This window comes from Flavobacterium humi, assembly GCF_004745595.1.
In the GTDB taxonomy this organism is placed as follows: Bacteria; Bacteroidota; Bacteroidia; order Flavobacteriales; family Flavobacteriaceae; genus Flavobacterium; species Flavobacterium humi.
This window is the reverse complement of sequence record NZ_SRLH01000005.1, coordinates 334,224-357,374: the sequence shown is the minus strand read 5'-3', so window position 1 is coordinate 357,374 and position 23,151 is coordinate 334,224. Positions and strand designations below refer to the sequence as shown.

The following is a 23,151-nucleotide window of genomic DNA, read 5'->3' as shown; positions in this document are numbered from 1 at the left end:
AAGGAAAAAGCGCTTAAAAAAGCGCTTTGACATTTCCGTATCCGGCAGAAATCAAATCCGGGGTTGAAGAAATCTATTTCAATCTGAAATCCGGTTTCTTTTTAACATCTTTATTGATGAATAAATTGTTCAAGCCTAAACTTGTCACGTTTAACAATTTATCGTTTTTCATAAACCAGTTGTTTACGCCTTCCACTTTCTGCAATGCTTCATTGGTGAACAATTCCGCGCAGCTGTCTATGGTAGAATTTACAACTTTGATTTTTTTGAAATTATCTCCTTCTAAATATTTGTCATCCAATGCGATAAAACTGGAGAAACCTGCCACAAGGCATTTATCCATCTCCAGGAATGAATCCGTTTTTAAGGAAATCGCTTCTTTGATAAGCCCCATACTGTTCTCCTCATCATTCAACAAGGTTACATTATTCAACTTGATGAGCGTTTTCTTTTTAACAGGATCGTAATTCTCGATTTTGTCGTAAGAATCGATTTCGAAACACCTGGATCTTGTATTGTCTGAAATAAAAGGATTTCGTACCGCGATACTATTGTTTACAGTACATTGGATTCCCATTGAAAAATCGAAATCATCGTCAAAAGCCCTGTATGAAATCACATTGTTAAGTACAACGGTCCCTCCGAAAGCTTCAAAAGAATCATCATTGGCGAAACTCACCTGGACAAAATCAACTTTTGTTTTGCTTCCTACGGCCGCAAGTGTCAATCCGTTCAACGAAATTTTCGGGTCGATTTTTTTCCCGGCAAATTCAATCCTTACATATCTTACAACACCGGAATCACCATTGTCATTATTCCCTCCAAAAGTATTGTACAAAGGGTTCGGATCGTAAAAAGAAGAAGCCACGCCACCAAACCTGTTGATTGGCGCATCACCCATTAATATCAGTCCTCCCCAGTCTCCGGGTTTCCTGTCGGCAGTAGATTTGTTTGAGGTAAAGATAATCGGATCGGTTTCAGTACCTTCAGCCATGATTTTGGATCCTTTTGTAATAGTCAGGGTACCATTGGAATCGTAATCGCCACGGATAACAGTACCTGCTTCAATAGTCAGCACTGCATTATTGGTCACATGGACCGTACCCATGATCAGGTATACATTTTTCTTTGAAAGTGTCGTGTTTTCTTTGATGTCCCCAACCAAAATCTGGGTAGCCGGGCCGTATTCTATGGTCTTGGGCCTAAAATTCGTCCAACCATTAAACCAATTTGACTCACCCACGATACCGTGGTTTTTTTGGGCATTAGCTACAGAGAACGTAACTAAAAGGAATGCTACAATTTTACTTTTCATTTGGGGGTCTAGATTTATTACTAATTCGGCCCCAAAATTACGCTATCAACTAGAATAGTATTGTTAATACTTTGTTATAAAACAAATGTGGTTAACTAATTTTGGGGAGGCAAATATAACTAAAAAAAGTGTTTCACAACGGAAACACTTTTAACCAATGCAAATAATTGATAATAAATTAGTTCACAGCAAGTCGGCTAGTGATAATATTGTTCTCTTTCAACCTGAAATCGGGTGTTTTTTTAACATCGGATTCTAAAAATAATGCTGTTCTTAACGTTTTTGAAGTCATGATATTAAACTTTTCGTTATTATACCATTCCACAATTTTCTTCGGGCTGGAACCGGATTCGTATTCTATATAAGCCGCACAGTTATTGAATACCACATCCTGCAAGGCTATTTTCTCAAAACTTGAGATCTTGTCCTCGAGCAATAAACATTGGTTAAACCCGGAAACAATACTGTTCTTCAGCTCCAGCGAACTGTCATTGCGGATATAAATGGCTTCTTTGACCAAGCCCTGGTCGTTCTCTTCATTGTTTACCAATGTCATGTTTGTGGCAACAATGTTGGTCAGTTTTTTGGTGGCATCCAAATTTTCGATTTTGTCATAGGAATCAATTTCAAAACACCTGGACCTGGAAATATCCGAGGAAAAAGGATAACGGATCGCAACGCTGTTGTTTATTTTGCATTGTGCCCCTTGCGTAAAATCAAAATCGTCGTCTGTGGCACGGAAAGAAATCAGGTTATTGAGTTTTAAATCGCCACCATAACATTCGAAAGAATCATCATTGGAAAAACTAATCTGGACGTATTCGATTTTTGTTTTGTTGCCCACACCGGCAAGTGACAATCCGTTCAGTTCTTTTTGAGCATTGAGTTTCCTTCCTGAAAATTCAATCCTTACATATTTTAATATTCCGGAATCACTCTCGGCATTCGAACCACCGTAAGTGTTGAATTTAGGGTCCAGGTTCAGGTCCAGGAAACCTACCCCGCCAAATTTATTGGTAGGAGCATCACCAAATAAAATTAATCCTCCCCAGTCGCCGGGTTTTCTCTCGGAAGCATTTTTATTGGACGTGAAAACAATAGGATCCGTTTCTGTGCCCTGTGCGATAATTTTAGCGCCTTTGGCAATGACCAGTGTCCCACAAGTATCAAAATCCCCGCGGATGGTTGTTCCAGGTTCAATAGTTAGTGTAGCATTGCCAGCCACATAAACCACACCCATTAAAAGATATGTGTTCTTTTTATAAAGTGTTGTATTGGTACTGATTACACCGTTAAGAATATTCGTAGGTTCGTTGTAGTCAATCGTTTTAGGCTTAAAGCTTGTCCAATTGTTAAACCAATTGGTTTCTCCTGTTATCCCTTTTACCTGCGCCTGTAAAGAAAAGGCCGAAAGAAGGGCAAAGGCCAGTAATTGTATTTTTTTCATGGTTACCAGTTTATGGGGTTTGTTCCTGACAAAAGTATTTCCCGAATGTTAAACCAGTAATTTCTGAATATTAATTATCTGTTATTAAAATTGCATTCTTTCCAAAAAACACAACCATATCTTTCATTTGAGTACAAAATTAATTGTAAAAAGCAAAAAAAGCAAGAAATTATACAATTGAAAATAAAAAAAGCGCCTCATTGCTGAAGCGCCTTAACGTAATAAAACTAAAACAATTAATTCAAATCGAAACGCACTCCTAATGAAATGTTATTTTGCTCATAAGCATTATTTTTAAACAATGGGTTCAGGTCATATTTTATATACAAACTGGTTTCCTTGTATCCGATATAAGCACCAACTCCGTACACAAAATCATTGGTATTGAAGTTCCCTTTTGTTTTTTGCACCACCGAATTGCCTACCTCATCTTCAAATTTCAAGGTTTGCTTTGTTTTCAGGTTCACTCCGGCAAAACCTCCCAGTCCAAAACGGGCACTCTTGTGTGTCCTGAAAAACGGCTTGTCATCTTTGATCTGGTTGCCTGAAAAATCAAACTCCAAATACATCGGCACAACCAAATTGACATTTTTAAAACGGGAATCTTTTAAGTGCATAGCTGCTACCTCAAGGTTTGTCTGGTTTCCGTTTTCAACAAAATACCGGTTATCTGTAGCTCTTAAGGTATTGTACATTACCGAAAAACCATAAGTAAGGTGCAATAAATTGTTGGCTTTTAAAATCCTGGTATTATAGGTAATCCCCCATTCGTAAAAATGTGACCCCATATACCTGAAATTGGAATGGGCCAGCATTCCGTCATGCATCAGGTTGTTTACCCCAACAGCATAGACAAATTGCGAAGTAGTCCTTTTCTCCGATCTTTCCACCGTATCGTTTTTAGCTTTGGTATTGTCAAAAATCGCTACAAATGTCTCGCCGGCAGACATGCTCTTTTCGCTAAGTGTCCCGTCTACTTTTTGTTTTACCAGTTCGGTAAGTTTCGCTTCCTCTACAGCCACTCTTTTTTCAATCTGGGCGGCAGTCGCTTCAGCCAGTTTCTTTTTTTGCTCATCGGCTTCGGCTTTGGTGATGTTTCCTTTGTCAAGTTCCACATTTACGGCTTCAACAGATCTTTTCAAGGCATCTTTTTCTGCTTTGGTTATATTGGAAATGCTGCTGGCGATTAATTCCGCTTTTGTTGAAAATGTTTTCTGAGCGTATATTTTGCTCATCATAGCACATAGGAGTACCACTAAGTAAATGGTTAAATTTCTCATGATTATTCTTTTTTAAAATTGATAAATGTGATTGTTATTCCCGGTTGCGGGAGGCGACAGATTCTCGGGCGCTTTTTAAGTTTTTCGAGATTTTCTTGATCGCTTTTTGCCTGAAAGTAAGCTCTATCTCGCCGTCGACTTGCGAAAGTAAAGTACTTGCATTTACTTTTATTTTAGGTTTGTCCTGAATTTGCTCTTCCTGTTTTTCCGGGTCGGTAGCAGCCAAAACTTCCGGATTGACCATTATTTCTTTTATATTTTCTTCCTTTTCCTGAACCGTTGCTATGGCATCCTTATTTTCAGCTTCCGGCATAACAAATGGCTGTTTTTCTATCGTTTCAGCATTGGATTTTACCGTTTGCTTCCTGTTTTTCACTGAAACAATGGCTTTTTCATTTTTCTTTCCAGGCTCCAGGAAGGTTTCATCCTTTTCTGCTGCTTCTTTTTTAGTAACATTACTTTCCACTACGGTTTGATTTCCTTTTATTTCCGGCGAAGGCTTTTCCTGTTGGAAAAAAAACAACCCGGCCAATACAAAGCCAATGATACTTGCGGCAACAAAAAGCCATCGGAAGCTGCGTTTTGGTTTTTTGTTTTCCTCAACCGAAAGCATCGCATCCAACCTGTCCCAAGATTGTGCTGAAGGCTTGATTTCCCTTGCATTCAGTTTTTCCCGTATTTGATTTTCCAATTTATTCGGTTCCATTGTCGTAATTTTTTAATTTCCCTATTTGCTCCTGGAGCATTTTCCTGGCATGTGACAATTGTGATTTTGACGTTCCTTCACTGATATTCAGCATTTTTGCAATTTCCTGGTGTTTAAAACCTTCGATAGCATATAAATTGAAAACCATTTTATAACCATCCGGAAGATTGTCGATCAGGAACTGTAAATCTTCCACTGAAAAGCGGCTTTCAATATCGTTGAAACTTTCTTCAAAATAACATTCGTCTTCAATGAACTTCACTTGTTTCTGGACCCTGATAAAAGAAATGCTTTCGTTGATCATCGTCCGTCGGATCCAGCCTTCAAAACTGCCTTTGTGCTCAAAATTCCCAAGGCTTGTAAATACTTTCATAAAAGCCGTAATCATAACATCTTCAGCCTGGTGCACATCTTTTATATATTGCCGGCAAACGCTTAACATCTTGGGCGAATATTTAGAATAAATCTTCTGTTGCGCATGCCGATTATTTTCGACAGCCAGCCGGATCAATTCTTTTTCTTCCTGATGTAAATTAATAACTTTCAAAAAAACAAGTATTAAAGTGTTTCTATTGATATAGACGAGTAAGGTTGCAAAATAGTTGCATGGGGTATTGAAAAAAATTGAAATAAAATCGTTTACAAATCGAATTCTTCAGTAAAATCAATGCTTTACAGCGAAAAAAAATATGCGTAATTTTTATTTCTTTCTTTCAATTACGTAATTCACCATTAGGATCAAGGCTTCTTTATAAGGGGAATTGGGGAAAGTCCCGATAAGTTGCAGCGCTTCCTGCTGGAACTGCATCATTTTTTGTTCGGCGTAGGCCAGGCCGTTATTGCCCTTGACAAAAGCAATCACTTCCCTAACCCTTTTTTTGTCTTTGTTGTGGTTTTTGATCGAATTGATCAGCCAGCTTTTTTCTTTGGGCGAGGAATTGTTCAGGACGTGGATAAGCGGCAGCGTCATTTTCTGCTCTTTGATATCAATCCCGGTAGGTTTGCCGATGGCTTCTTCGGAATAATCGAACAAATCGTCCTTGATCTGGAAGGCCATCCCGATAAGTTCCCCGAATTTCCGCATTTTTTCTATCTGTGCGTTGTCGTCCGGATTAACGGAACAGGCTCCGAGGGCGCAGCAGGCCGCGATCAAGGTTGCTGTTTTTTGCCGGATGATTTCGTAATAGACTTCTTCTGTAATATCCAGGCGGCGTGCCTTTTCAATCTGGAGCAATTCTCCTTCGCTCATTTCCCTCACCGCCACGGAAATGATCCTAAGCAAATCAAAATCCCCATTGTCTATGGAAAGCAGCAATCCTTTGGACAATAAATAGTCCCCAACCAGGACAGCAATCTTATTTTTCCAAAGCGCATTGATGGAAAAAAAACCCCTTCTGCGGTTACTGTCATCCACCACGTCATCATGGACCAATGTCGCAGTATGGATCAGTTCAATCACCAAAGCGCCACGGTATGTCCTTTCCAGGACTTCTCCACCCGAAATCATTTTGGCCGTCAGGAAAACGAACATCGGTCGCATCTGTTTGCCCTTCCGGTTAACAATATAATAGGTGATCCGGTTCAGAAGAGCCACTTTTGAGGTCATTGACTGATAGAACTTTTTCTCAAAAAGTTCCATTTCTTCCAAAATCGGTTGTTTTATTTGCGAAGTGATATCCATTTGCCATCCAAAGATAACATTTATACCCTTAAGTTGCAAAATGAAAAAAATGTTAAAATAAAAAAATAAAAAAAGGAGTTTTTACGTTGTAATTCATTGAAATACAATAATTTAAAAAATGCCTACTTATGAAAACCAACATTTTTACTTTATTTATAGCGATAGGGATTATGGCTATAAGTTGCAACAAAGAGGATGCTTCCACAAATTCCCAACAAGGAATTTCAAAGGAAGAAATTGCCATGGAAGGCAAGCTAGACAAATCAATTGACGACGTTGACAATATTATCGAAGAAGGTTTTTTAATGCAATCAGGATCAGGCGGGAAAGCGCTTAATTCTTCCCGATTCCTCTCCGATTGCGGTACCATATCTTCTACCCTTACCGGCAGTACGTGGTCTGTTACGATCGATTTTGGGGTAACCGGCTGCACGCTTTGGAACGGGAATGTTTTAAAAGGGAAAATCATTTTAAGTTTTACCAATGATTTCCAAGCAATGACAAAAGTGATTTCGTATACTTTTGAGAACTTTTACCACAACGATATTTCTTTAAACGGAAATAAAACCTTTACGCGGGTAAGGGCGAATGCCAATGGAAACCCGGAATCCAGATTCGATGTAAACCTCACTCTGGTCCTTGCCAATGGCGATACCTATAGCAGGAACGGGCTTCGCGTTAGGGAATGGACTGCCGGTTACGACACTCCCCATACGCTGTCCGATGATGTTTATATCATTACCGGGAACTGGACGGCGACTTCTCCGCAAGGGACAAAATCAGCATCGGTAACCGTTCCGCTGAAAAAATTAGGCAACTGCCGATATATTGTGGCGGGAGTCCTTGTATTTACCCGAAATGAAAGCGAGGCCACTATTGATTATGGAAGCGGCGGATGTGACGATCAGGCCATGCTTTCGATAGATGGCGGAGCAGCAACTGCCATAACGTTATAAAACGAAAGATACAAAACGGGAAGCCCTTCTTTTTGCAGGGCTTCTTTGTTTTAAAATGGCATAATCCATTTTATTCCAAGTACTTGAAAATTAAAATTGAAAAAAAAATACTTTTTTATTTAAACCTTTTGCCCATTTATGCATCTAATAAAAAACCTTAAAAAACTATGCTATGAAAACCAGATTTTTAATGCTTACCCTGATTTTGTCTTTAGTGTTTGCCAGCTGTACAAAAGATACCGAAACAGCCAACGAACCTGCAATTACTGCTGAAGAAGCTACGATAAATGCCAAGATCGATGTCGCAAACGATGACGTTACCGACGTTGCCGCTGAAGAAGAAGCCAATACGTATACCAACAGCACTTCGGGCAGATCGGAAAGTTTTACCGTTACCCCTTTTACGATTTGCGCTACCGTAACAAGGGTACCTGCTTTTGGAACGGTGATTACTCCTGGGACAGTGGTTACCAAAACCATCGATTTCGGTACAACAGGCTGTACTTTGCCTAATGGGAATGTATTGAAAGGCAAAATCATCATTTCCTTCACCTACGAACCTGCCGCAACATCTCATACCATTACCTATACTTTTGATAATTTCTACCATAACAGCATCAAGTTTACAGGAACAAAAACATTTACAAGAACCATGGCACCGGAAACACCAAACGCCCCAAGCCATCCTATCGTAACGATGAACATGGACCTTACGGCTACTTTTCCAAACGGGAATGTTTATACAAGAGTCGGACAGAGAGTGCGTGAAATTATTGCTGGTTACGGTACTGTTTCCTGGACGGACAACGTGTATAAAGTAACCGGAAGCTGGACCACCACTTTCCCGAACACATCGATTCAAACCAGCACCATTACCACTCCTTTGATCATCAAAATGAGTTGTGTGGCCGTGAATAAACCATTGCTTGTACAAGGAATCATCACTTTCCAAAGAAATAACCATACCGCAACCCTGGATTATGGGAATGGCGATTGTGATAATGTAGCTGTCTTTACCATAGATGGCGTGTCCTTTACCATTATTATCGGGAATTAGAAACCCTAAACTTGCCTAGTTGAAGGCCCAATCCTGTCCTTTCAGGGTTGGGCTTTTTCATGCGTTGCCGGAATTGCATAAAACTCAAAAAGACAATTAATTTAAAGACAATTAGTTAGATCTTCCTCTAAGGGTTTACCACCCTAAAAAAAGGGTATATTTCCCCTTGTATGGCCACCTCCTTAATATGTAGATTTGCCTAAACACAAAACTATTTTATTATGAAATCAGAAGACACTAAAACGGCTGTTTTACCAAAACAATTGATAAGTACTGCAAAAGCGAAAGAACTCAACCAAAACTTTATAACCAAACGAGCGGATTTAAACAAAAAAGCAATAGGCAAAGAAGATGCTAACGCTATTTGGTATTCGTTGGAAGAACTGGAAAACTATATCGAATATATCAAAAGCTCCGGGAGCGAAAAAGGGTTTGTTGTAGATGGCATCCGCTTTTATTTTGGGGTATATTCAGAATCGGAAGGGAAAGGGAAAGCCGGGTATACTACCTTATTCCTATCGCCAACAGGAAAAAGCATTAATGAAAAAAGAGCTGTGGAACTGACTGAAGAAGAAGCCGGGAATTCTCAAGACATCGCTTTGATCGAACCGTTGAATTTCGGATCAATGGGCAACCCTCCTAAAATGGAATATGGAGTTTAATTTATGTTAGAAAATCTAAGATTTTATATTGTTTTTTTAGCTTTATTGTCAGGTATTTGCGGCTTAATCTTTTGGCACAAACTCCCTAATAGTAAAGCTAAATTATTCTTACTTTCAATATGGTTTTCGGTGTTTACCGAAATTGTCGGCAAATATTTTACGCTCTGGACCGGATTATTGAACTATTATGTATTCAATTTTTACATACTGGTGATGTTCTTCATCTATATTGTCCTGATAAAATCCTTATTGAAAAAAATCGTTCATAGAAATATCGCCTCATTTCTAATGCTCATTTATATTGTTTTTTACATCCTGAACTATTTTTTCTTCCAAAACGAATTTGGGCAGATTTTTACCAATAGTTACGCCGTAGGAGTAATATCAATAGTCATTTTAAGCTTTTTGTACCTGTTTGAACTCTTCAGTTCCAATCTTGTCCTGGATTACAGCAAGTCTATTTTTTTCTGGTTCATACTGGGAATCCTGATTTTTTATGTTCCTTACCTGCCATTTATGCTGTCTTTGGATTGGTTTTTAATCGATTATAACTCATCCGTCTATGATTTGATAATATTTTTCCTAAATTTACTCATGAATTTTTGCTTTTCAATAGGATTTATATGCAGCGAGAAGAAATACAATTACTGATCATTTCATTCAGCATAGTTCTGTTTTCGCTATTGCTGACTTTGTTCGTCCTCTTTTATTTCTTCCAAAAGAAAAAATCTAAGTTCCTGATCGACAAAATGGAAGCCGATTTACTGTTCCAATCCGAATTGACAAAATCGAAAATAGAAATCAAGGAGCAAACCCTTACAAACGTAAGCCGGGAACTGCACGACAACATTGGGCAGATTCTTTCTGTAGCGCTGATGCAGATGAATATCCTCATTGAAGATGAAAACAAATACACCAAGGAAAACTTAGTCAACCTTAAATTTTTAGTCAACAAATCATTAGACGAGATCCGGATTCTTTCCAAATTGATGAATGGCGACATTGTCCTTAAATCCAGCTTTATAGAAGCGGTTTCCGATGACCTGGAAAGGATCAAGCAACTCAAGAAAATCAAATGCAAACTCAACATAACCGGGGAACCGCAAGAAATAAACAAGGAACACGATACCATTATTTATAGGATTTTGCAGGAATCGATCTCCAACATCCTGAGGCATTCCCACAGCGAATCAATAACCATAAATATTTTTTTTACTGAAGACAACTGCAAAATCAGCGTCATAGATTTTGGAAAAGGTTTCGATTATAAAAACGGCTCGAAAGGATCCGGGCTTACCAATATCAAGACCAGGGCCGAACTTATCGGTGCTTCTTTTACAATACATTCGGAAATCAGTAAAGGTTCAGAAATAACAATCGATTATCCTCTTAAAAGAGAAGAAAATTTCTAAAAAATGGAAAAAATCAAAATCACAATTGTAGATGATCATTTATTATTTTCCCAGTCATTATCTTTTTTGATAGGTTCTTTTAAAGAATTTACTGTCATTGGGAATTATAATAACGGAAAAGAATTCATCAGCTCTTTTTCCGAAAACACGGAAAAGCCTGACATCGTTTTACTTGATGTGAATATGCCCATAATGGACGGCCATGAAACCATAAAATGGCTCAAGGAAAACAATCCGGAGCTTAAAGTACTGGCACTTTCGGTTAACGATGACGAAGATACCATCATGAAAATGATTACCAACGGGGCCAAAGGCTACCTGCTTAAAGACACGCATCCCAACACCTTCAAGGAAGCCCTGATGGAAGTATACAACAAAGGATTTTACTATTCTGAAATGGTTTCAGGGTTCCTGATCAACAAACTGGGCAACAATGAAAATAAAATTACATTAAAAGACCGCGAAGTCGAATTCATCCGGCTTGCCTGTTCCGAAAAAACATACAGGGAAATCGCTGACGGCATGTGCCTCAGTCCTAAAACCATAGACGGCTACAGGGAAAATTTGTTTCAGAAACTGGAAATCAAAACCAGGATAGGCTTGGTTTTATACGCCATCAAACACAAAATCGTCTGTATCTGATTTATCCTTCCTTATTGGCTAACTGGCCACAGGCGGCATCAATATCCTTACCTCTGCTGCGGCGTACTTTGGCTACAATGTCATGTTGCGCCAAGGCTTTGATATAATTGTCAATAACCTCGGGTGCGGCTTGTTGGAATTCGCCGTCATCTATAGGATTGTATTCGATCAGGTTGACCTTGCAGGGTACGTATTTGCAAAATTTGACCAATGCATCGATCGCTTCTTTAGAATCATTAATGCCTTTCCAGACCACATATTCGTAAGTGATTTTGCTTTTGGTTTTTTTATACCAGTATTCAAGTGCTTCCCGGAGTTCGGTAAGAGGGAAATTTTTGGTAAAAGGCATGATTTCGTTCCTGACTTCTTCAATAGCCGAATGCAGGGAAACGGCCAGTTTGAATTTTACTTCGTCATCTGCCATTTTCCGGATCATTTTTGAAACACCCGATGTAGAGACTGTAATTCGTTTAGGCGACATCCCCAATCCTTCCGGCGAAGTAATCTTATCAATCGCTTTCATTACATTGGGATAATTCATGAGTGGTTCTCCCATTCCCATAAAAACAATATTCGATAAAGGGTGGTTGTAATACAACCTGCTTTCTTTATCGATGGCGATGACCTGGTCGTAAATTTCGTCAGGATTCAGGTTCCGCATGCGTTTGAGTCGTGCCGTGGCGCAAAAATTACAATCCAGGCTGCAGCCTACCTGGCTCGAAACACAGGCTGTGGTCCTTGTCTCGGTTGGGATCAGGACACTTTCCACAATCAATCCGTCGTGCAGCCGCACTGCGTTTTTCACAGTACCGTCCGTACTTCTCTGCATGGTGTCCACCTTGATATGATTGATCACAAAATGGGCTTCGAGCATGGCGCGCGTAGTTTTAGCCACATTGGTCATGTCTTCAAAACGATGCGCTCCTTTACTCCATAGCCATTCATATACCTGGTTGCCCCGGAAGGCCTGGTCTCCATTGGCCACAAAAAAATCACGCAATTGCTCTTTGGATAATGCCCGTATGTCTTTTTTCTCGATTTGCATGACGCAAAGTTAGGGTAATTTTTCTAAAATAATATTCTCCAGCACCAATACATCCATAGCAGATTCCCGAAACAGCTGCAATGCTTCTGCTGGAGCCTCAACCATAGGCATGCCTTTGCGGTTCAGGCTGGTATTGAGCACTACCGCTATGCCGGACAAATCGTAAAATGCGGCAACTAATTTAGCAAACCTTGGGTTCCAGCTTGCATCAATGGTCTGTACGCGGGCGGAACCGTCTTTATGGGTTACGTTTTGCAGGGTTTCCCTGTATTTAGGCTTGGTTTTGTCTACTAAAATCATGTAAGGGCTCTTTCTGCCTTTTTCGAAATAATCCCCTACTCTTTCCTCAAGTACCGCCGGGGCGAAAGGACGAAAATCTTCCCTGAACTTGATATTCCTATTGATGTGATCCTTCAGGTTGCCAATGCCGGGATGGGCTAAAATACTCCTTCTCCCCAAGGCTCGGGGGCCGAATTCTGAACCGGAATGGAACCATCCCAATGTTTGGCCTTCACTGAGTTTGATTGCGCAATATTCCAGCAATGCTTCTTCCGTATCGAATTCCTTTCGGATATGGTTTCCAAGATCTATTTCTTCTATCGCCGTGACAATTGCTGCCCTGTCGTATTTTTTCCCGAAGCAAGTGCTACCACCGGCTTTTTCTTTAGACTTTCCAAGGTGCTCCAGCCACCCGTAAAAAGCACAGCCCAACGCCAATCCGTTATCAGCAGCGGCAGGTTCTATGTATAGATTTTCTACAACGGCATTGTCCAGTACTTTGGCATTGGCTACAGCATTTAAGGCCACTCCTCCGGAATAACATACGTTTTGATGCGGAAATTCGGCCATCCGGTAACGGAAGCACTCCAAAACGGCCTTCTCCACTTGTTCCTGTGCCCAGCGGGCAATATTGGCATAATAGTCGAAGTTTTCTTTAAAATAATCATATCCGCTTGACGGGTTCGTAAAATGGGTTTTCCAGTCTTCTTTGACATAAAGCCGTTGTGACCGGAATTCGAAAGCTTCAAAATCATACACTCCGGTTTGCCCATACGGAGCCAGCCCCATTAATTTGCCCACATCATCCATATTCCCAAAAACATATTTGCTTACCGAAGCATAAAAACCGCCTATGGAATGTTCTGTAGTCGGGAGGGAAAGCGAATCATTCCCAAACCTGGCCATCGTACTAAAATCCTTGAATAAAGGCTGGAGTTTTTGCCCGTCAAAATGATAAAAACTTTCTTTTTCGCATTGCATTTGGTTTTGCTGAAGCACGTCTGGAGAAATATCGCATTCCTGTTCTGGATGAAGGCTCAGGAACTGATCCAGCGGGCTGCCGCAACCGTCTATTACCATGACATGGCATTCCTGGAAAGGCGATGTCCCAACAGCACTGTAGGCATGGGCCAAATGATGAGATATTGTTACGATTTCCGGAGTTTCGGAGCTTGAAAATAGTCGTTTGCCTTTAAACTGGCTTCTTTCGGGAATATTGAAATTTTCGCATTGGACCACCAGGGAAACATCTTTCAATCCGATTCCTTCGGTGTCAAGGCAATACTGAATGGCCAAAGTATCATTCCCGCCGTCGTGTTTTTTCCTGCTCAGCCTTTCTTTTTCGATAGCAACGCAAATCTGCCCGTCTTTGAGCAATACCGCAGATCCGTTATGGGAAAGCCCCGTGCCTATTATATAAATGGGTTTGTTCATGGTTTTTAAAAAAGGTCAATTTACAAACTATTACGGTAATCCGGGCATTACAACGAAACATTGCGGGCTTGGTTTCTGGAAAAACCGGATAATTTAATACCTTTGAAACCTAATTAAAACCTATCAGCGCATGCATTTCCTTTCAGACGATTTAGAAGAGTACATCGAGCAACATTCTGAAAAAGAACCTGAATTGTTAGCACAGTTAAACAAAGAAACCTACCAGAAGATTTTACTGCCGCGAATGCTGAGCGGGCATTTCCAGGGACGTGTCCTGAGCATGATTTCCAAATTGGCCCGACCGGTAAATATCCTGGAAATAGGTACCTATACAGGTTATGCCGCTTTGTGCCTTTGCGAAGGGATGCAGGAAAACGGACAGTTGCATACTATTGATATTAAGGAAGAATTAATTGATTTCCAGCGAAAATACTTTGACCGTTCGCCCTGGGGAAATCAAATCGTGCAGCATCTCGGACAGGCCGTTGACATTATTCCGGGACTGGACATGAAATTCGATTTGGTATTTATTGATGCCGATAAGGAAAATTACATCAATTATTTCCATATGATTGTTCCGAAAATGAACAAAGGCGGGATTATCTTATCCGACAATGTCCTTTGGTCAGGGAAAGTGGTACAGCCCTTGGCCCCGAACGACCTGAGCACGAAAATCCTTTTGGAATACAACCGGCTGCTTAAGGAAGACCCGCGGGTGGAAACCGTTTTGCTGCCCATCCGTGACGGGCTTACCGTGAGCCGGGTGCTGTAGCCCAGATGGGAACGGCATCCTTTTTCCCGTTTCTTTAACGGGGAAAAGATACAGTGGACAGCTGGAAAAAGCTCCTATAAACTATCTTCAGGAAAATACTTGTATTGTGCCTTTTGGTATATTTTATAAAAAATAAAGCCCAAAGTGGCTCCTACCGCATAACCGGTCAGGATATCCCCGGGATAATGCACCCCGATGTAAATCCTGCTGTAGGCAAAAATCATCGGCCAGAGAAACAACAGGAACACATACTTAAAATGTTTCCTGAGGATCAGGTACACAAAAAGCGTAGTAGCCATGGAATTTGTCGCATGGCCGGAAAAAAAGCTAAAAGTAGGCGTGGAATGTAAAATCCTTATGGTACCCACCAAGTCAGGATTATTGCAAGGACGGATCCTTTGTACCAGATTCTTGACCAAATTGGTAAACTGGTCGCCGATGAGCACCAGGAAAGCGATAAAAAGAAGGATCATTAGTAAATGTTTCCATCCTTTCTTTTTGAAAATCATGTAGAATATGCCCAGGAATACCGGAGCCCAATGCAATTGTTTGGTGACAAAAAGCCAAAAACCATCGAAAAAAGGATTGCCAAGGCCGTTTAGGTAAACAAAAAGGTTCCTGTCTAATTCCTGCAGTTGTTCCAGCATTACAATTGACGTTTTATTGGTCCTGTAAGGTCATCTATATTTTCTTTGACCTTGTTGATTTCTGAGGTAATATCAAGCGGGGTTTCGCCCGGAGCATCCGAAATCATTTTGTTGAAGCCTTGTTTCACATTGTCAATTTCTGAAGTAAAATCGCTGGTCAATGATTTAATGTCTATATCATTCGCATCGGCACTGCGCTGGATTTCAGATTTTATATCGTTTGTGGCATTTTTCAATTGTGCCATGGCTTTTCCTAAAGTCCTGGCGATATCCGGTATTTTTTCAGATCCGAAAAGCATCAGGGCTATAAAAATAATGACGATTAATTCTCCACCACCTATTCCAAACATCTTCTTTTAATTTTATAAAGTTCTAACGGCAAAGTTACTTAAGTTTTGCCTTATTATTAGTCAAATTTCGATTTTACTTCTTCTTTTGGCCAGGCATTGTTGGTTACATCAATATCGGCTGTTTCTTCTTTTGGATCCACCATGATTTTCTTGATCAGTTTTTGGGTGGCAAAAGTCCTTGATACTTCCGCATCATTCATATTCCAGATTTGCGCCGGGAATTTATGGCTTTCCACAGTCCCGTCCTCAAAAGTAATGTCAACGATAAGCGGCATGACCAAACCGCCAGGTTTATTGAAAGTTACCTGGTAAAAATATTTTGGCTGCTGTAACTTGGCCCTTTCTTCTTCCGAAAAAGTAGCCTGTACATATTCGTCTAGTGTTTTGATCTCCTTAATGTCTAATTTCTTATTCATTTCCGGTTTAAAATCAGCGCTTTCCGCCGAAACCATATACACTAATGGGCCTGAAGTCCTAAAACGGTTACGTCTGGTCGCCTGTTGTGCATGGAAACCTTCCGGCGCTTCATTGCTCACAAAATACTGCTTCACTTCCTTGATTCCTATGTCATTGTAATCTGTGGTGTAGAACCATCCGCGGATAAACCAGTCCAGGTCAACCCCTGAAGCATCTTCCATAGTCCTGAAAAAATCCTCAGGTGTCGGGTGTTTGAACTTCCAACGGTTAGCATAGGTTTTGAAAGCATAATCGAACAATTCGCGTCCCATGATCGTTTCCCGCAGGATATTCAAACCTGCTGCCGGTTTGCCATAAGCGTTATTCCCAAACTGACGGATGCTTTCTGAATTTGACATGATAGGCTCCAATCCTTGTTGGTTCCCACTCATATAAGGAACGATTAATTTTGCCGGGCCTCTGTCTACAGGGAAAGTAGCTTCCCATTCTATTTCCGCCAGGTATTCCATAAAAGTGTTCAGGCCTTCGTCCATCCAGGTCCATTGGCGTTCGTCCGAGTTTACGATCATCGGGAAAAAGTTATGCCCTACTTCATGGATGATTACGCCAAGCATGCCGTATTTTACCCTGTCGGTATATTTTCCGTCTTCATCCGGACGGCCGAAATTCCAGCAAATCATAGGGTATTCCATTCCTTGGTCTTGCGCATTCACTGAAACTGCTTTCGGGTAAGGAAAGTCAAAAGTATGGCTGGAATAGCTTTTTAAGGTATGGGCTACTGCGCGAGTAGAATATTGTTCCCACAACGGATTTCCTTCTTTCGGATAAACGGAAGTGGCCATCACGGTTTTCCCGCCCAATTTGACCGCCATTGCATCATAAATAAATTTACGGGACGTTGAAATCCCGAAATCACGGACGTTTTCTGCCTTGAACCTCCAGGTTTTCTTTTTGTCCGAAAATCCTTTTTCAGCAACCATGGCTTCTGCCTGTGTTACGATAATTACCGGTTTGTCAAATGATTGTTCCGCCTGCGCGTATCTTTTTACCTGTTCTGCCGTAAAAACTTCACTCCTGTTTTGCAATGTCCCGGTCGCTTCCATGATATGGTCTGCAGGAACGGTAATATTCACTTCAAAATTCCCGAAAGGCAAGGCAAATTCGCCATTCCCCCAAAACTGCATGTTCTGCCAGCCTTCCACATCATTATAAACAGCCATCCTAGGATAAAACTGAGCGATTACATATAAACGGTTTCCGTCCTTGAACTGTTCGTATCCGGAACGGCCGCCTTCGACCATATAATCATTGATGTTGTAGTTCCATTTGATGCTGAAAGACATTTTCTGGCCATGGGCCAACGGTTTTTCCAGGTTAATGCGCATCATTGTTTCGTTGATGGTATAGGAAATAGGTTTTCCTTTGGCATCTTTTACGTATTCTATTTTGAAGCCGCCGTCAAATTTCTCTTCCAGGTATTTCCTTGAAAAACCGCGGGCGCTAATTGACGCATCTACTTTTGAATTCTCGACCAAAGGCGTTTTGGAAGTTTTAGCCAGGATGTTCTGGTCCAGCTGTATCCATAAATAATCCAGCGATTCCTTAGCATTGTTGGTATAGGTGATGGTTTCAGTCCCGAAAAGTTTCGCGTTTTTATCATCCAGCTCTATATCCATTTTATAATCAGCCTGTTGCTGATAATATTCCGGCCCAGGCGCACCAGAAGCGGTACGGTACATATTGGGAGTGGCCAACAAGTCATACATCTGCCTGAACTTGTTCGTATCTTCGTGTCCTTGTTCTTTCGGTTTTGCCCCTTCTTTGGCCACTTGAGCCATTAAAGAAGAAGAAAATACCAATAAAAACAACAGTTTAGCTGTAATTTTTTTCATAACGGAAATAGTAGTTTTGAACCGATAAATTTAATCGTTTTTATCGAAGAACGCATTCAAATCAAAAATTTAACAAACCTTTCACATTATCTGTGGTCATCAGCAGGTTTTGCTTCTTGCCGTAAATAGTGGTCTGGACAATATTTTGCTGGTCTTCGCTTAATTCGAGAAGGGCCGTATTTTGTATTTCAAAAGATTTTATCTTGGAAATATCCTTACTGTTATAATAGCAGATCAGTACATTTCCTTCCATTTCTTTGCTCAGGTAACGTATCGGTTTGGCATGCCCGTTAATTTTGATGGAAATATGTTCCAGCAGGTATTTTTCCATCAGGGCAACATCTTCCTGTGACTCGTTGGGTTCTCCCAGGAAAGTCTTTTTATTGTATTTCCTTTTCAGGACAGTATTCAGGTCGTCTACAAAAATGCGGGACGTTATCTGGAGCATCTTTTTTTCCTGCGCATACTGGATCTGATAAATGGACACATAAAATTTATGCACCGAAAAGGCGGAAAGAACCACAAACATCACAAGGGAAAAAGAAATAAAAACCGATTTTTTCATACCGTAAAAATATTAATTCTTTTCAGGAAATACCATCTGCTTGTATTTTTCGGCCAATTCACCCAATAAAAATGTGGTGAGTGTGGTATTTTTGGCTTTTAGGGCATTGACCAGCTTTTCGTCATCCAATGTAAAAATCTGGAATCCTTTAATATATTCGACAGGTATTTTAAGGGTTTCGACAAAGAAAATCTCTTCGTACATCTTATCTAATTTTTCCTGTAGTTTTTCCCTGGTTTCCACAGCGACTTCTTTTTTGAGCATTGCCGTGCGCCCGGAAATGGCATTCAGCAAAGGATCAAGCCCTACCGAACCTCCGGCCATTCCACCTGCATACAAGTTTGGGTAAGCCGCACTTGCCGTTCTTAATTTGCGTTGCGCCGGAGTGTACGATTTGACACTTTTAGGAACAATGCCCAAGGAAACCGCATTGATTTCGGAATAATTCTTTATGATGACCTCATCCAATTGGTTTACCTGGGGTTTTAGCCTTATAAAAAGTAGGTTTTCTGAAAAATCCGTCGGCTTCAACACAATCTGGAGGCCTTTGACCAGCACTCCCGAAAACATCAAAGTATCTGATGGTTTTGCTAAAATGGAAAAGAACCCGCTGTTCTCGGTCAACGTATTTTTTTTATTGGACAAATTAATGACATGGATCCCATCAAGATTTGAAGCTTCGGAAACCACTTTCCCTTTCAACAACGTTTGGGAAAACGAATTTTGAACGAGCAGGAAAAATAAAAAAAGTAGAATTTGCCTCATGTATGAATTATTACCTTGTAAAAATAGAACCCTCCCTTCCTAATTTATTATTAAGGCCTTGGTAATTTTTTGTTAATATAATTTTTACCTTTGGAATACCTATAAATGAAACTCAAAAAAATGAACAAAAAAGTCATTCTTGCCAGTACTTCCACTTTATATAACGGAGGTTACCTGGAATACCTGTTACCGGTCTTGTCAAAACATTTCGAAAATTGCCAAACCCTGCTTTTCATTCCTTATGCCAGGCCCGGAGGCATTACCCATGACGAATACACGTCGAAGGTCCGACAGGCATTCGCCAAAATAAATATCGAAGTAAAGGGCATCCATGAATTTGAAAGCCCAGTGCTGGCCATCCAGGAAGCCCAGGCCATTTTCACCGGCGGCGGAAACACTTTTTTACTGGTTTCCCAATTATACCACTACCATTTAATCGGTATTCTGAAAGAAACGATCCTTGGCGGCACACCTTATTTAGGTACGAGCGCCGGAAGCAATATTGGCGGCATGACGATGAACACTACCAATGACATGCCTATCGTACTACCGGAAAGTTTTACGACTTTAGGTCTGATCCCGTTCAATTTAAATCCTCATTATTTAGATCCTATAGAAGGTTCTACCCATATGGGTGAGACACGGGAAACCAGGATCAACGAATTCCATACGATAAGCGACATTCCTGTCCTTGGGTTGCGCGAAGGAAGCTGGTTGGAAGTATACGGGGACAATATCATCCTGCGTGGCCAACTGACGGCGCGTTTGTTCAGGCAAAAAGACCTTCCGGTAGAAATGGCCCCAAGTGAAAACCTTAACTTTTTACAATAAAAAAAGCCTCAAACATTGTTTGAGGCTTTTAGCAGAGCGGAAGACGAGGCTCGAACTCGCGACAACCAGCTTGGAAGGCTGGAGCTCTACCAACTGAGCTACTTCCGCTTTTGTGAGTGCAAATATAACTAATAACTTTTCTTAGTTGCAAGTTTTTTTGGAAAAAAAATTACATTTTATTTACACCCAAGTAATAGTGAAATATAATTTTTGCACTAAATGATTTATAATTAGAATTTTATATTTAAATTTAATGTTGGGCTTTTGCCAAAAAAAAATATGATTACCATTAAGATTATTCCTTCAAAAGAGACCTATCCGGTCAGACAGCCTGTTTTAAGAGCAGGAAAACCCATTGAGTCCTGCTGTTTCGATGGCGATGATTTAGAAACGACCGTACACTTTGGCCTGTATTTTGATAAAGATCTGGCTGGGGTAGTATCGGTTTTTGAAAGCAGGAATGCTAATTTCCCCGAAGAACGGCAAATGCAGATTAGGGGAATGGCGGTTTTGGAAGGATACCAGAAAAAAGGGTTCGGAAATTTCCTGGTAAATCGCGTGGAAGAATATGCGAAATCTAAAAATGTACCGTTACTATGGTTCAATGCCAGGGAAACCGCCGTAAGGTTCTATGAAAAATTACAGTATACGACTATAGGTCCTGCTTTTGAAATACAAGAAATCGGTACCCATTATGTCATGTTTAAGCATTTATAACAAAGTATTTATGAAATTAATTTTACCCGTCCTTTTTTGTTTCTTTTTATACATCGGCTGCGGCAATAATACCAATACGGAAATTATCGCCCACAAAAGCACGTTGCACACTCCCGGGCAAAAAACGGAATTATTTGGGTGGGAAAACCCGGAAAACAGGCGATTGTTTATAGAATCGATCCGAAATTCAGAAAAAGAAGGTTTGTTCCCTGACGATTATTCCCTTAAAAAACTGGAAAAACTGGAGGAATCTTACAGTACGCTTTCGGAAAAGGAAATCGAAGGCTATTACAAACAATTATCTTCTTCTTTTATAAAATACACTTCCAACCTGGCCAATGGAAAATTAAACCCAAGGGAAATTTATCCTGACTGGGAAATCAAAAAGAATAAATTCAAAGGCGATTCCATCTTAAGTACAGCACTGGCCAAGAACAAAATCGACAGCGTTATTGAAAGCTGTAAACCCAAACATGCCATTTATGCCTACCTGAAAAAGGCGTTGGCAGTGGTAAATGCCTTACCGGATGAAAATTTCACACCTATTGCCACGACTGATAAATTTGATTTCGGGGACAAAGGCAAAAACATTGTCCTGATCAAAAAAAGGCTGCAGTATTGGGATGATTTGAGCAAAAACGACACTTTAAACGAAGTCTATAACGAAGCCATGCACGATGCCGTAAAGAAATTCCAATCCAGGCATGGGCTGGAACCTGACGGTGTTATTGGAAAAGGCACTATTGCGGCCTTGAATTTTACCAAAACACAGCGCAAGCAGCAAATTATAGACAACCTGGAACGATGGAGGTGGTTCCCGAGGGATTTGGGCATCAATCACATCGTGGTGAACATTCCTGATTTTTACCTGCATGCCGTACAAAACACCGATACGATCAAAACACACCGGGTTGTGGTAGGTACCGAAAAAAGGAAAACCCCGATCCTTTCTTCCAGGATTGACAATATCGTCTTTAATCCGACCTGGACTGTTCCGCCAACCATCCTGAAGGAAGACCTTATTCCGGGAACCCAAAAAAGCCGGAATTATATCACCAGCCGGAACATCACGATTTATAACCGCAAAGGCGAAGAAGTCAGTTTGGGGAATTGGAGTTTCAGCAATGCCGAAAATTACAGGTATGTGCAAAGCCCGGGTGAAGACAATGCCTTAGGTTTTGTAAAAATCAATTTTCCCAACAGTCATTTGGTGTATTTGCACGATACCAACCACCGCGATTATTTTGTGAAAAACTTCAGGGCTTTGAGTTCGGGTTGTGTCAGGGTGGAAAACCCGCTGAATCTTGCAGAATACCTTCTTTTCAGCAAAAAAATATACACTCCTGAGAAAATCGATTCGATCCTGTTCCTGAAAAAAACAAAAACCGTAAAAATCGAGGAGGAATTTGACGTCCACATTCTCTATTTTACGGCTTGGTATGCAAAAGGCCAATTACAGTTCCGAAACGACGTCTATAATTATGACCCTGAATTGTATCTTCGGTTAAGCAACCAGTTTAGAAGTAATCTCGTAACTTCTGCTAGGGTGATAAATAAATAAGCAGGATTTCCCTTTTATCACACTGATGATTTCATCTTTTACGGCTTCAGGAATAGCAGGACAACCCTGGCTTCTTCCTAAATAACCCTGTGTTTTCAGGATAGAAGGATTGGCGTAACTTGCGCCGTGCATCACAACAGCCCTTGCTCTTGCGTTGCTGTTGATCCCGTTTTCAAGGCCGTCAAGTTTCAATGACAGGCCGTGTTTCCCGTTGTAGGTTTCACCTGTTGCGTAAAACCCTAAACTGCTTTTGTTGGAACTTGGGGAATTCGAGAAGTTAGTGGCAAATTCGCCTCCGGAATTCATTCCGTGGGACACTACTGTATTGTATAATATTGTATTGCTGGATAAATCGATTACCCAAAGCCTCTTTTTAGTAGAGGACATGCTAAAATCGATAACCGTCAAAATATCTTTCTGGATAATCCCTTTTTGTTTCAGTACAAAGAAGCCTTCCATCGCTTTTTTGAAGCAGCTGATTTGCGGCAAGGCAAAATTATTTGCGTTTAAGGAATTGTAAACAATTTCGATTTTTGCTGCCAGATTAGTACTGTTTGCACTGGCAATCAATGTAGGATCGGTGTTATTAGTAGTCTTTGGGGCGAAAGACATAAAAAACAATAAAAGAAGGGGTAGAAATCTGTAATTCATTGATAATCTTTTAATTGTGTTGTTGTTCATCGGGGGCAAATATTAAATAAAAAATAATACCATCCAA

Annotated in this window: 24 protein-coding genes and 1 tRNA gene; 10 read left to right on the top strand and 15 right to left on the bottom strand. The window is 40.5% G+C overall.

The genetic code is table 11. The annotated features are described in order from the left end of the window. Window positions 1-73 precede the first annotated feature (73 nt). From E4635_RS11335 to E4635_RS11310, 6 genes are all read right to left on the bottom strand, one after another. A complete protein-coding gene (locus E4635_RS11335) occupies window positions 74-1,315 on the bottom strand; it encodes a hypothetical protein (RefSeq protein WP_135526802.1) in 1,242 nt (413 codons plus the stop codon). A 178-nt stretch (window positions 1,316-1,493) separates the two neighbouring features. Then, window positions 1,494-2,762 (bottom strand): hypothetical protein, encoded by a 1,269-nt coding sequence (locus tag E4635_RS11330; protein WP_135526801.1) that lies wholly within the window; start codon window positions 2,760-2,762, stop codon window positions 1,494-1,496. A 236-nt stretch (window positions 2,763-2,998) separates the two neighbouring features. Then, on the bottom strand, window positions 2,999-4,042 hold the full coding sequence (locus E4635_RS11325) for a hypothetical protein (protein WP_135526800.1): 1,044 nt from the start codon (window positions 4,040-4,042) through the stop codon (window positions 2,999-3,001). Between the two features lie 34 nt (window positions 4,043-4,076). Then, on the bottom strand, window positions 4,077-4,748 hold the full coding sequence (locus tag E4635_RS11320) for a hypothetical protein (protein ID WP_135526799.1): 672 nt from the start codon (window positions 4,746-4,748) through the stop codon (window positions 4,077-4,079). Further along, window positions 4,735-5,295: an RNA polymerase sigma factor gene (locus E4635_RS11315; protein WP_135526798.1), complete on the bottom strand. Its 561-nt coding sequence runs from the start codon at window positions 5,293-5,295 to the stop codon at window positions 4,735-4,737. Before E4635_RS11315 ends, E4635_RS11320 begins: the two co-directional genes overlap by 14 nt. Window positions 5,296-5,448: 153 nt before the next feature. After that, window positions 5,449-6,429 carry a polyprenyl synthetase family protein gene (locus tag E4635_RS11310; protein WP_135526797.1) on the bottom strand — a complete coding sequence of 327 codons (981 nt, stop codon included), beginning with the start codon at window positions 6,427-6,429 and terminating at the stop codon, window positions 5,449-5,451. Window positions 6,430-6,557: 128 nt separating this feature from the next. Here E4635_RS11310 and E4635_RS11305 point away from each other — a divergent pair, with 128 nt between their 5' ends. From E4635_RS11305 to E4635_RS11280, 6 genes are all read left to right on the top strand, one after another. Beyond that, window positions 6,558-7,385: a hypothetical protein gene (locus E4635_RS11305; RefSeq protein WP_135526796.1), complete on the top strand. Its 828-nt coding sequence runs from the start codon at window positions 6,558-6,560 to the stop codon at window positions 7,383-7,385. Window positions 7,386-7,557: 172 nt separating this feature from the next. Continuing rightward, on the top strand, window positions 7,558-8,442 hold the full coding sequence (locus tag E4635_RS11300; RefSeq protein WP_135526795.1) for a hypothetical protein: 885 nt from the start codon (window positions 7,558-7,560) through the stop codon (window positions 8,440-8,442). Between the two features lie 221 nt (window positions 8,443-8,663). Next, entirely contained in the window at window positions 8,664-9,104 is a 441-nt protein-coding gene (locus E4635_RS11295; RefSeq protein WP_135526794.1) for a hypothetical protein, read from the top strand. 129 nt (window positions 9,105-9,233) lie between these two features. Continuing rightward, window positions 9,234-9,755, top strand: a complete 522-nt coding sequence (locus E4635_RS11290) for a hypothetical protein (RefSeq protein ID WP_246020756.1) — start codon at window positions 9,234-9,236, stop codon at window positions 9,753-9,755. Continuing rightward, window positions 9,728-10,516 (top strand): sensor histidine kinase, encoded by a 789-nt coding sequence (locus E4635_RS11285; protein WP_135526792.1) that lies wholly within the window; start codon window positions 9,728-9,730, stop codon window positions 10,514-10,516. Before E4635_RS11290 ends, E4635_RS11285 begins: the two co-directional genes overlap by 28 nt. Window positions 10,517-10,519: 3 nt before the next feature. Beyond that, complete coding sequence (locus E4635_RS11280; RefSeq protein ID WP_135526791.1) at window positions 10,520-11,158, top strand: response regulator transcription factor; 639 nt, start codon at window positions 10,520-10,522, stop codon at window positions 11,156-11,158. Between the two features lies 1 nt (window position 11,159). Here E4635_RS11280 and rlmN read toward each other — a convergent pair whose 3' ends face one another. Together rlmN and E4635_RS11270 are read right to left on the bottom strand one after the other, a co-directional pair. Then, on the bottom strand, window positions 11,160-12,203 hold the full coding sequence (gene rlmN / locus E4635_RS11275; RefSeq protein WP_135526790.1) for a 23S rRNA (adenine(2503)-C(2))-methyltransferase RlmN: 1,044 nt from the start codon (window positions 12,201-12,203) through the stop codon (window positions 11,160-11,162). 9 nt (window positions 12,204-12,212) lie between these two features. Further along, window positions 12,213-13,916: a carbamoyltransferase family protein gene (locus tag E4635_RS11270; protein ID WP_135526789.1), complete on the bottom strand. Its 1,704-nt coding sequence runs from the start codon at window positions 13,914-13,916 to the stop codon at window positions 12,213-12,215. Window positions 13,917-14,046: 130 nt separating this feature from the next. Here E4635_RS11270 and E4635_RS11265 point away from each other — a divergent pair, with 130 nt between their 5' ends. Beyond that, on the top strand, window positions 14,047-14,688 hold the full coding sequence (locus E4635_RS11265; protein WP_135526788.1) for an O-methyltransferase: 642 nt from the start codon (window positions 14,047-14,049) through the stop codon (window positions 14,686-14,688). Between the two features lie 74 nt (window positions 14,689-14,762). On the opposite strand, the gene E4635_RS11260 is transcribed toward E4635_RS11265, so the two are convergent. From E4635_RS11260 to E4635_RS11240, 5 genes are all read right to left on the bottom strand, one after another. After that, window positions 14,763-15,335, bottom strand: a complete 573-nt coding sequence (locus E4635_RS11260) for a phosphatase PAP2 family protein (RefSeq protein ID WP_135526787.1) — start codon at window positions 15,333-15,335, stop codon at window positions 14,763-14,765. Next, entirely contained in the window at window positions 15,335-15,685 is a 351-nt protein-coding gene (locus E4635_RS11255) for a Sec-independent protein translocase subunit TatA/TatB (protein ID WP_135526786.1), read from the bottom strand. Before E4635_RS11255 ends, E4635_RS11260 begins: the two co-directional genes overlap by 1 nt. 56 nt (window positions 15,686-15,741) lie before the next feature. Beyond that, window positions 15,742-17,994 carry a M1 family metallopeptidase gene (locus E4635_RS11250; protein WP_135526785.1) on the bottom strand — a complete coding sequence of 751 codons (2,253 nt, stop codon included), beginning with the start codon at window positions 17,992-17,994 and terminating at the stop codon, window positions 15,742-15,744. Between the two features lie 61 nt (window positions 17,995-18,055). Further along, on the bottom strand, window positions 18,056-18,559 hold the full coding sequence (locus tag E4635_RS11245) for a DUF6702 family protein (RefSeq protein WP_135526784.1): 504 nt from the start codon (window positions 18,557-18,559) through the stop codon (window positions 18,056-18,058). Window positions 18,560-18,571: 12 nt separating this feature from the next. Then, window positions 18,572-19,324: a hypothetical protein gene (locus E4635_RS11240; RefSeq protein ID WP_135526783.1), complete on the bottom strand. Its 753-nt coding sequence runs from the start codon at window positions 19,322-19,324 to the stop codon at window positions 18,572-18,574. Window positions 19,325-19,444: 120 nt separating this feature from the next. Here E4635_RS11240 and pepE point away from each other — a divergent pair, with 120 nt between their 5' ends. After that, the gene (gene pepE, locus E4635_RS11235; protein WP_135526782.1) at window positions 19,445-20,155 is read left to right on the top strand and encodes a dipeptidase PepE; all 711 of its coding nucleotides are present in this window, start codon (window positions 19,445-19,447) and stop codon (window positions 20,153-20,155) included. Between the two features lie 35 nt (window positions 20,156-20,190). On the opposite strand, the gene E4635_RS11230 is transcribed toward pepE, so the two are convergent. After that, window positions 20,191-20,263, bottom strand: a tRNA-Gly gene (locus E4635_RS11230). 171 nt (window positions 20,264-20,434) lie between these two features. Here E4635_RS11230 and E4635_RS11225 point away from each other — a divergent pair. Both E4635_RS11225 and E4635_RS11220 read left to right on the top strand, forming a co-directional pair. Further along, on the top strand, window positions 20,435-20,872 hold the full coding sequence (locus E4635_RS11225) for a GNAT family N-acetyltransferase (RefSeq protein WP_135526781.1): 438 nt from the start codon (window positions 20,435-20,437) through the stop codon (window positions 20,870-20,872). 10 nt (window positions 20,873-20,882) lie between these two features. Then, on the top strand, window positions 20,883-22,433 hold the full coding sequence (locus tag E4635_RS11220; RefSeq protein ID WP_169630253.1) for a L,D-transpeptidase family protein: 1,551 nt from the start codon (window positions 20,883-20,885) through the stop codon (window positions 22,431-22,433). Here the strand turns inward: E4635_RS11220 and E4635_RS11215 are convergent. Next, entirely contained in the window at window positions 22,377-23,084 is a 708-nt protein-coding gene (locus tag E4635_RS11215) for a murein L,D-transpeptidase catalytic domain family protein (RefSeq protein ID WP_135526779.1), read from the bottom strand. The two genes, E4635_RS11220 and E4635_RS11215, sit on opposite strands and share 57 nt — an antisense overlap. Window positions 23,085-23,151 lie beyond the last annotated feature (67 nt).

What these genes read in the sequence shown, in the direction of transcription:
- E4635_RS11335 (WP_135526802.1), bottom strand. Translation starts at nt 1,315, where the DNA reads ATGAAAAGTAAAATTGTAGCATTCCTTTTAGTTACGTTCTCTGTAGCT.
- E4635_RS11330 (WP_135526801.1), bottom strand. Translation starts at nt 2,762, where the DNA reads ATGAAAAAAATACAATTACTGGCCTTTGCCCTTCTTTCGGCCTTTTCT.
- E4635_RS11325 (WP_135526800.1), bottom strand. Translation starts at nt 4,042, where the DNA reads ATGAGAAATTTAACCATTTACTTAGTGGTACTCCTATGTGCTATGATG.
- E4635_RS11320 (WP_135526799.1), bottom strand. Translation starts at nt 4,748, where the DNA reads ATGGAACCGAATAAATTGGAAAATCAAATACGGGAAAAACTGAATGCA.
- E4635_RS11310 (WP_135526797.1), bottom strand. Translation starts at nt 6,429, where the DNA reads ATGGATATCACTTCGCAAATAAAACAACCGATTTTGGAAGAAATGGAA.
- E4635_RS11305 (WP_135526796.1), top strand. Translation starts at nt 6,558, where the DNA reads ATGAAAACCAACATTTTTACTTTATTTATAGCGATAGGGATTATGGCT.
- E4635_RS11300 (WP_135526795.1), top strand. Translation starts at nt 7,558, where the DNA reads ATGAAAACCAGATTTTTAATGCTTACCCTGATTTTGTCTTTAGTGTTT.
- E4635_RS11295 (WP_135526794.1), top strand. Translation starts at nt 8,664, where the DNA reads ATGAAATCAGAAGACACTAAAACGGCTGTTTTACCAAAACAATTGATA.
- E4635_RS11285 (WP_135526792.1), top strand. Translation starts at nt 9,728, where the DNA reads ATGCAGCGAGAAGAAATACAATTACTGATCATTTCATTCAGCATAGTT.
- E4635_RS11280 (WP_135526791.1), top strand. Translation starts at nt 10,520, where the DNA reads ATGGAAAAAATCAAAATCACAATTGTAGATGATCATTTATTATTTTCC.
- rlmN (WP_135526790.1), bottom strand. Translation starts at nt 12,203, where the DNA reads ATGCAAATCGAGAAAAAAGACATACGGGCATTATCCAAAGAGCAATTG.
- E4635_RS11270 (WP_135526789.1), bottom strand. Translation starts at nt 13,916, where the DNA reads ATGAACAAACCCATTTATATAATAGGCACGGGGCTTTCCCATAACGGA.
- E4635_RS11265 (WP_135526788.1), top strand. Translation starts at nt 14,047, where the DNA reads ATGCATTTCCTTTCAGACGATTTAGAAGAGTACATCGAGCAACATTCT.
- E4635_RS11260 (WP_135526787.1), bottom strand. Translation starts at nt 15,335, where the DNA reads ATGCTGGAACAACTGCAGGAATTAGACAGGAACCTTTTTGTTTACCTA.
- E4635_RS11255 (WP_135526786.1), bottom strand. Translation starts at nt 15,685, where the DNA reads ATGTTTGGAATAGGTGGTGGAGAATTAATCGTCATTATTTTTATAGCC.
- E4635_RS11250 (WP_135526785.1), bottom strand. Translation starts at nt 17,994, where the DNA reads ATGAAAAAAATTACAGCTAAACTGTTGTTTTTATTGGTATTTTCTTCT.
- E4635_RS11245 (WP_135526784.1), bottom strand. Translation starts at nt 18,559, where the DNA reads ATGAAAAAATCGGTTTTTATTTCTTTTTCCCTTGTGATGTTTGTGGTT.
- E4635_RS11240 (WP_135526783.1), bottom strand. Translation starts at nt 19,324, where the DNA reads ATGAGGCAAATTCTACTTTTTTTATTTTTCCTGCTCGTTCAAAATTCG.
- pepE (WP_135526782.1), top strand. Translation starts at nt 19,445, where the DNA reads ATGAACAAAAAAGTCATTCTTGCCAGTACTTCCACTTTATATAACGGA.
- E4635_RS11225 (WP_135526781.1), top strand. Translation starts at nt 20,435, where the DNA reads ATGATTACCATTAAGATTATTCCTTCAAAAGAGACCTATCCGGTCAGA.
- E4635_RS11220 (WP_169630253.1), top strand. Translation starts at nt 20,883, where the DNA reads ATGAAATTAATTTTACCCGTCCTTTTTTGTTTCTTTTTATACATCGGC.
- E4635_RS11215 (WP_135526779.1), bottom strand. Translation starts at nt 23,084, where the DNA reads ATGAATTACAGATTTCTACCCCTTCTTTTATTGTTTTTTATGTCTTTC.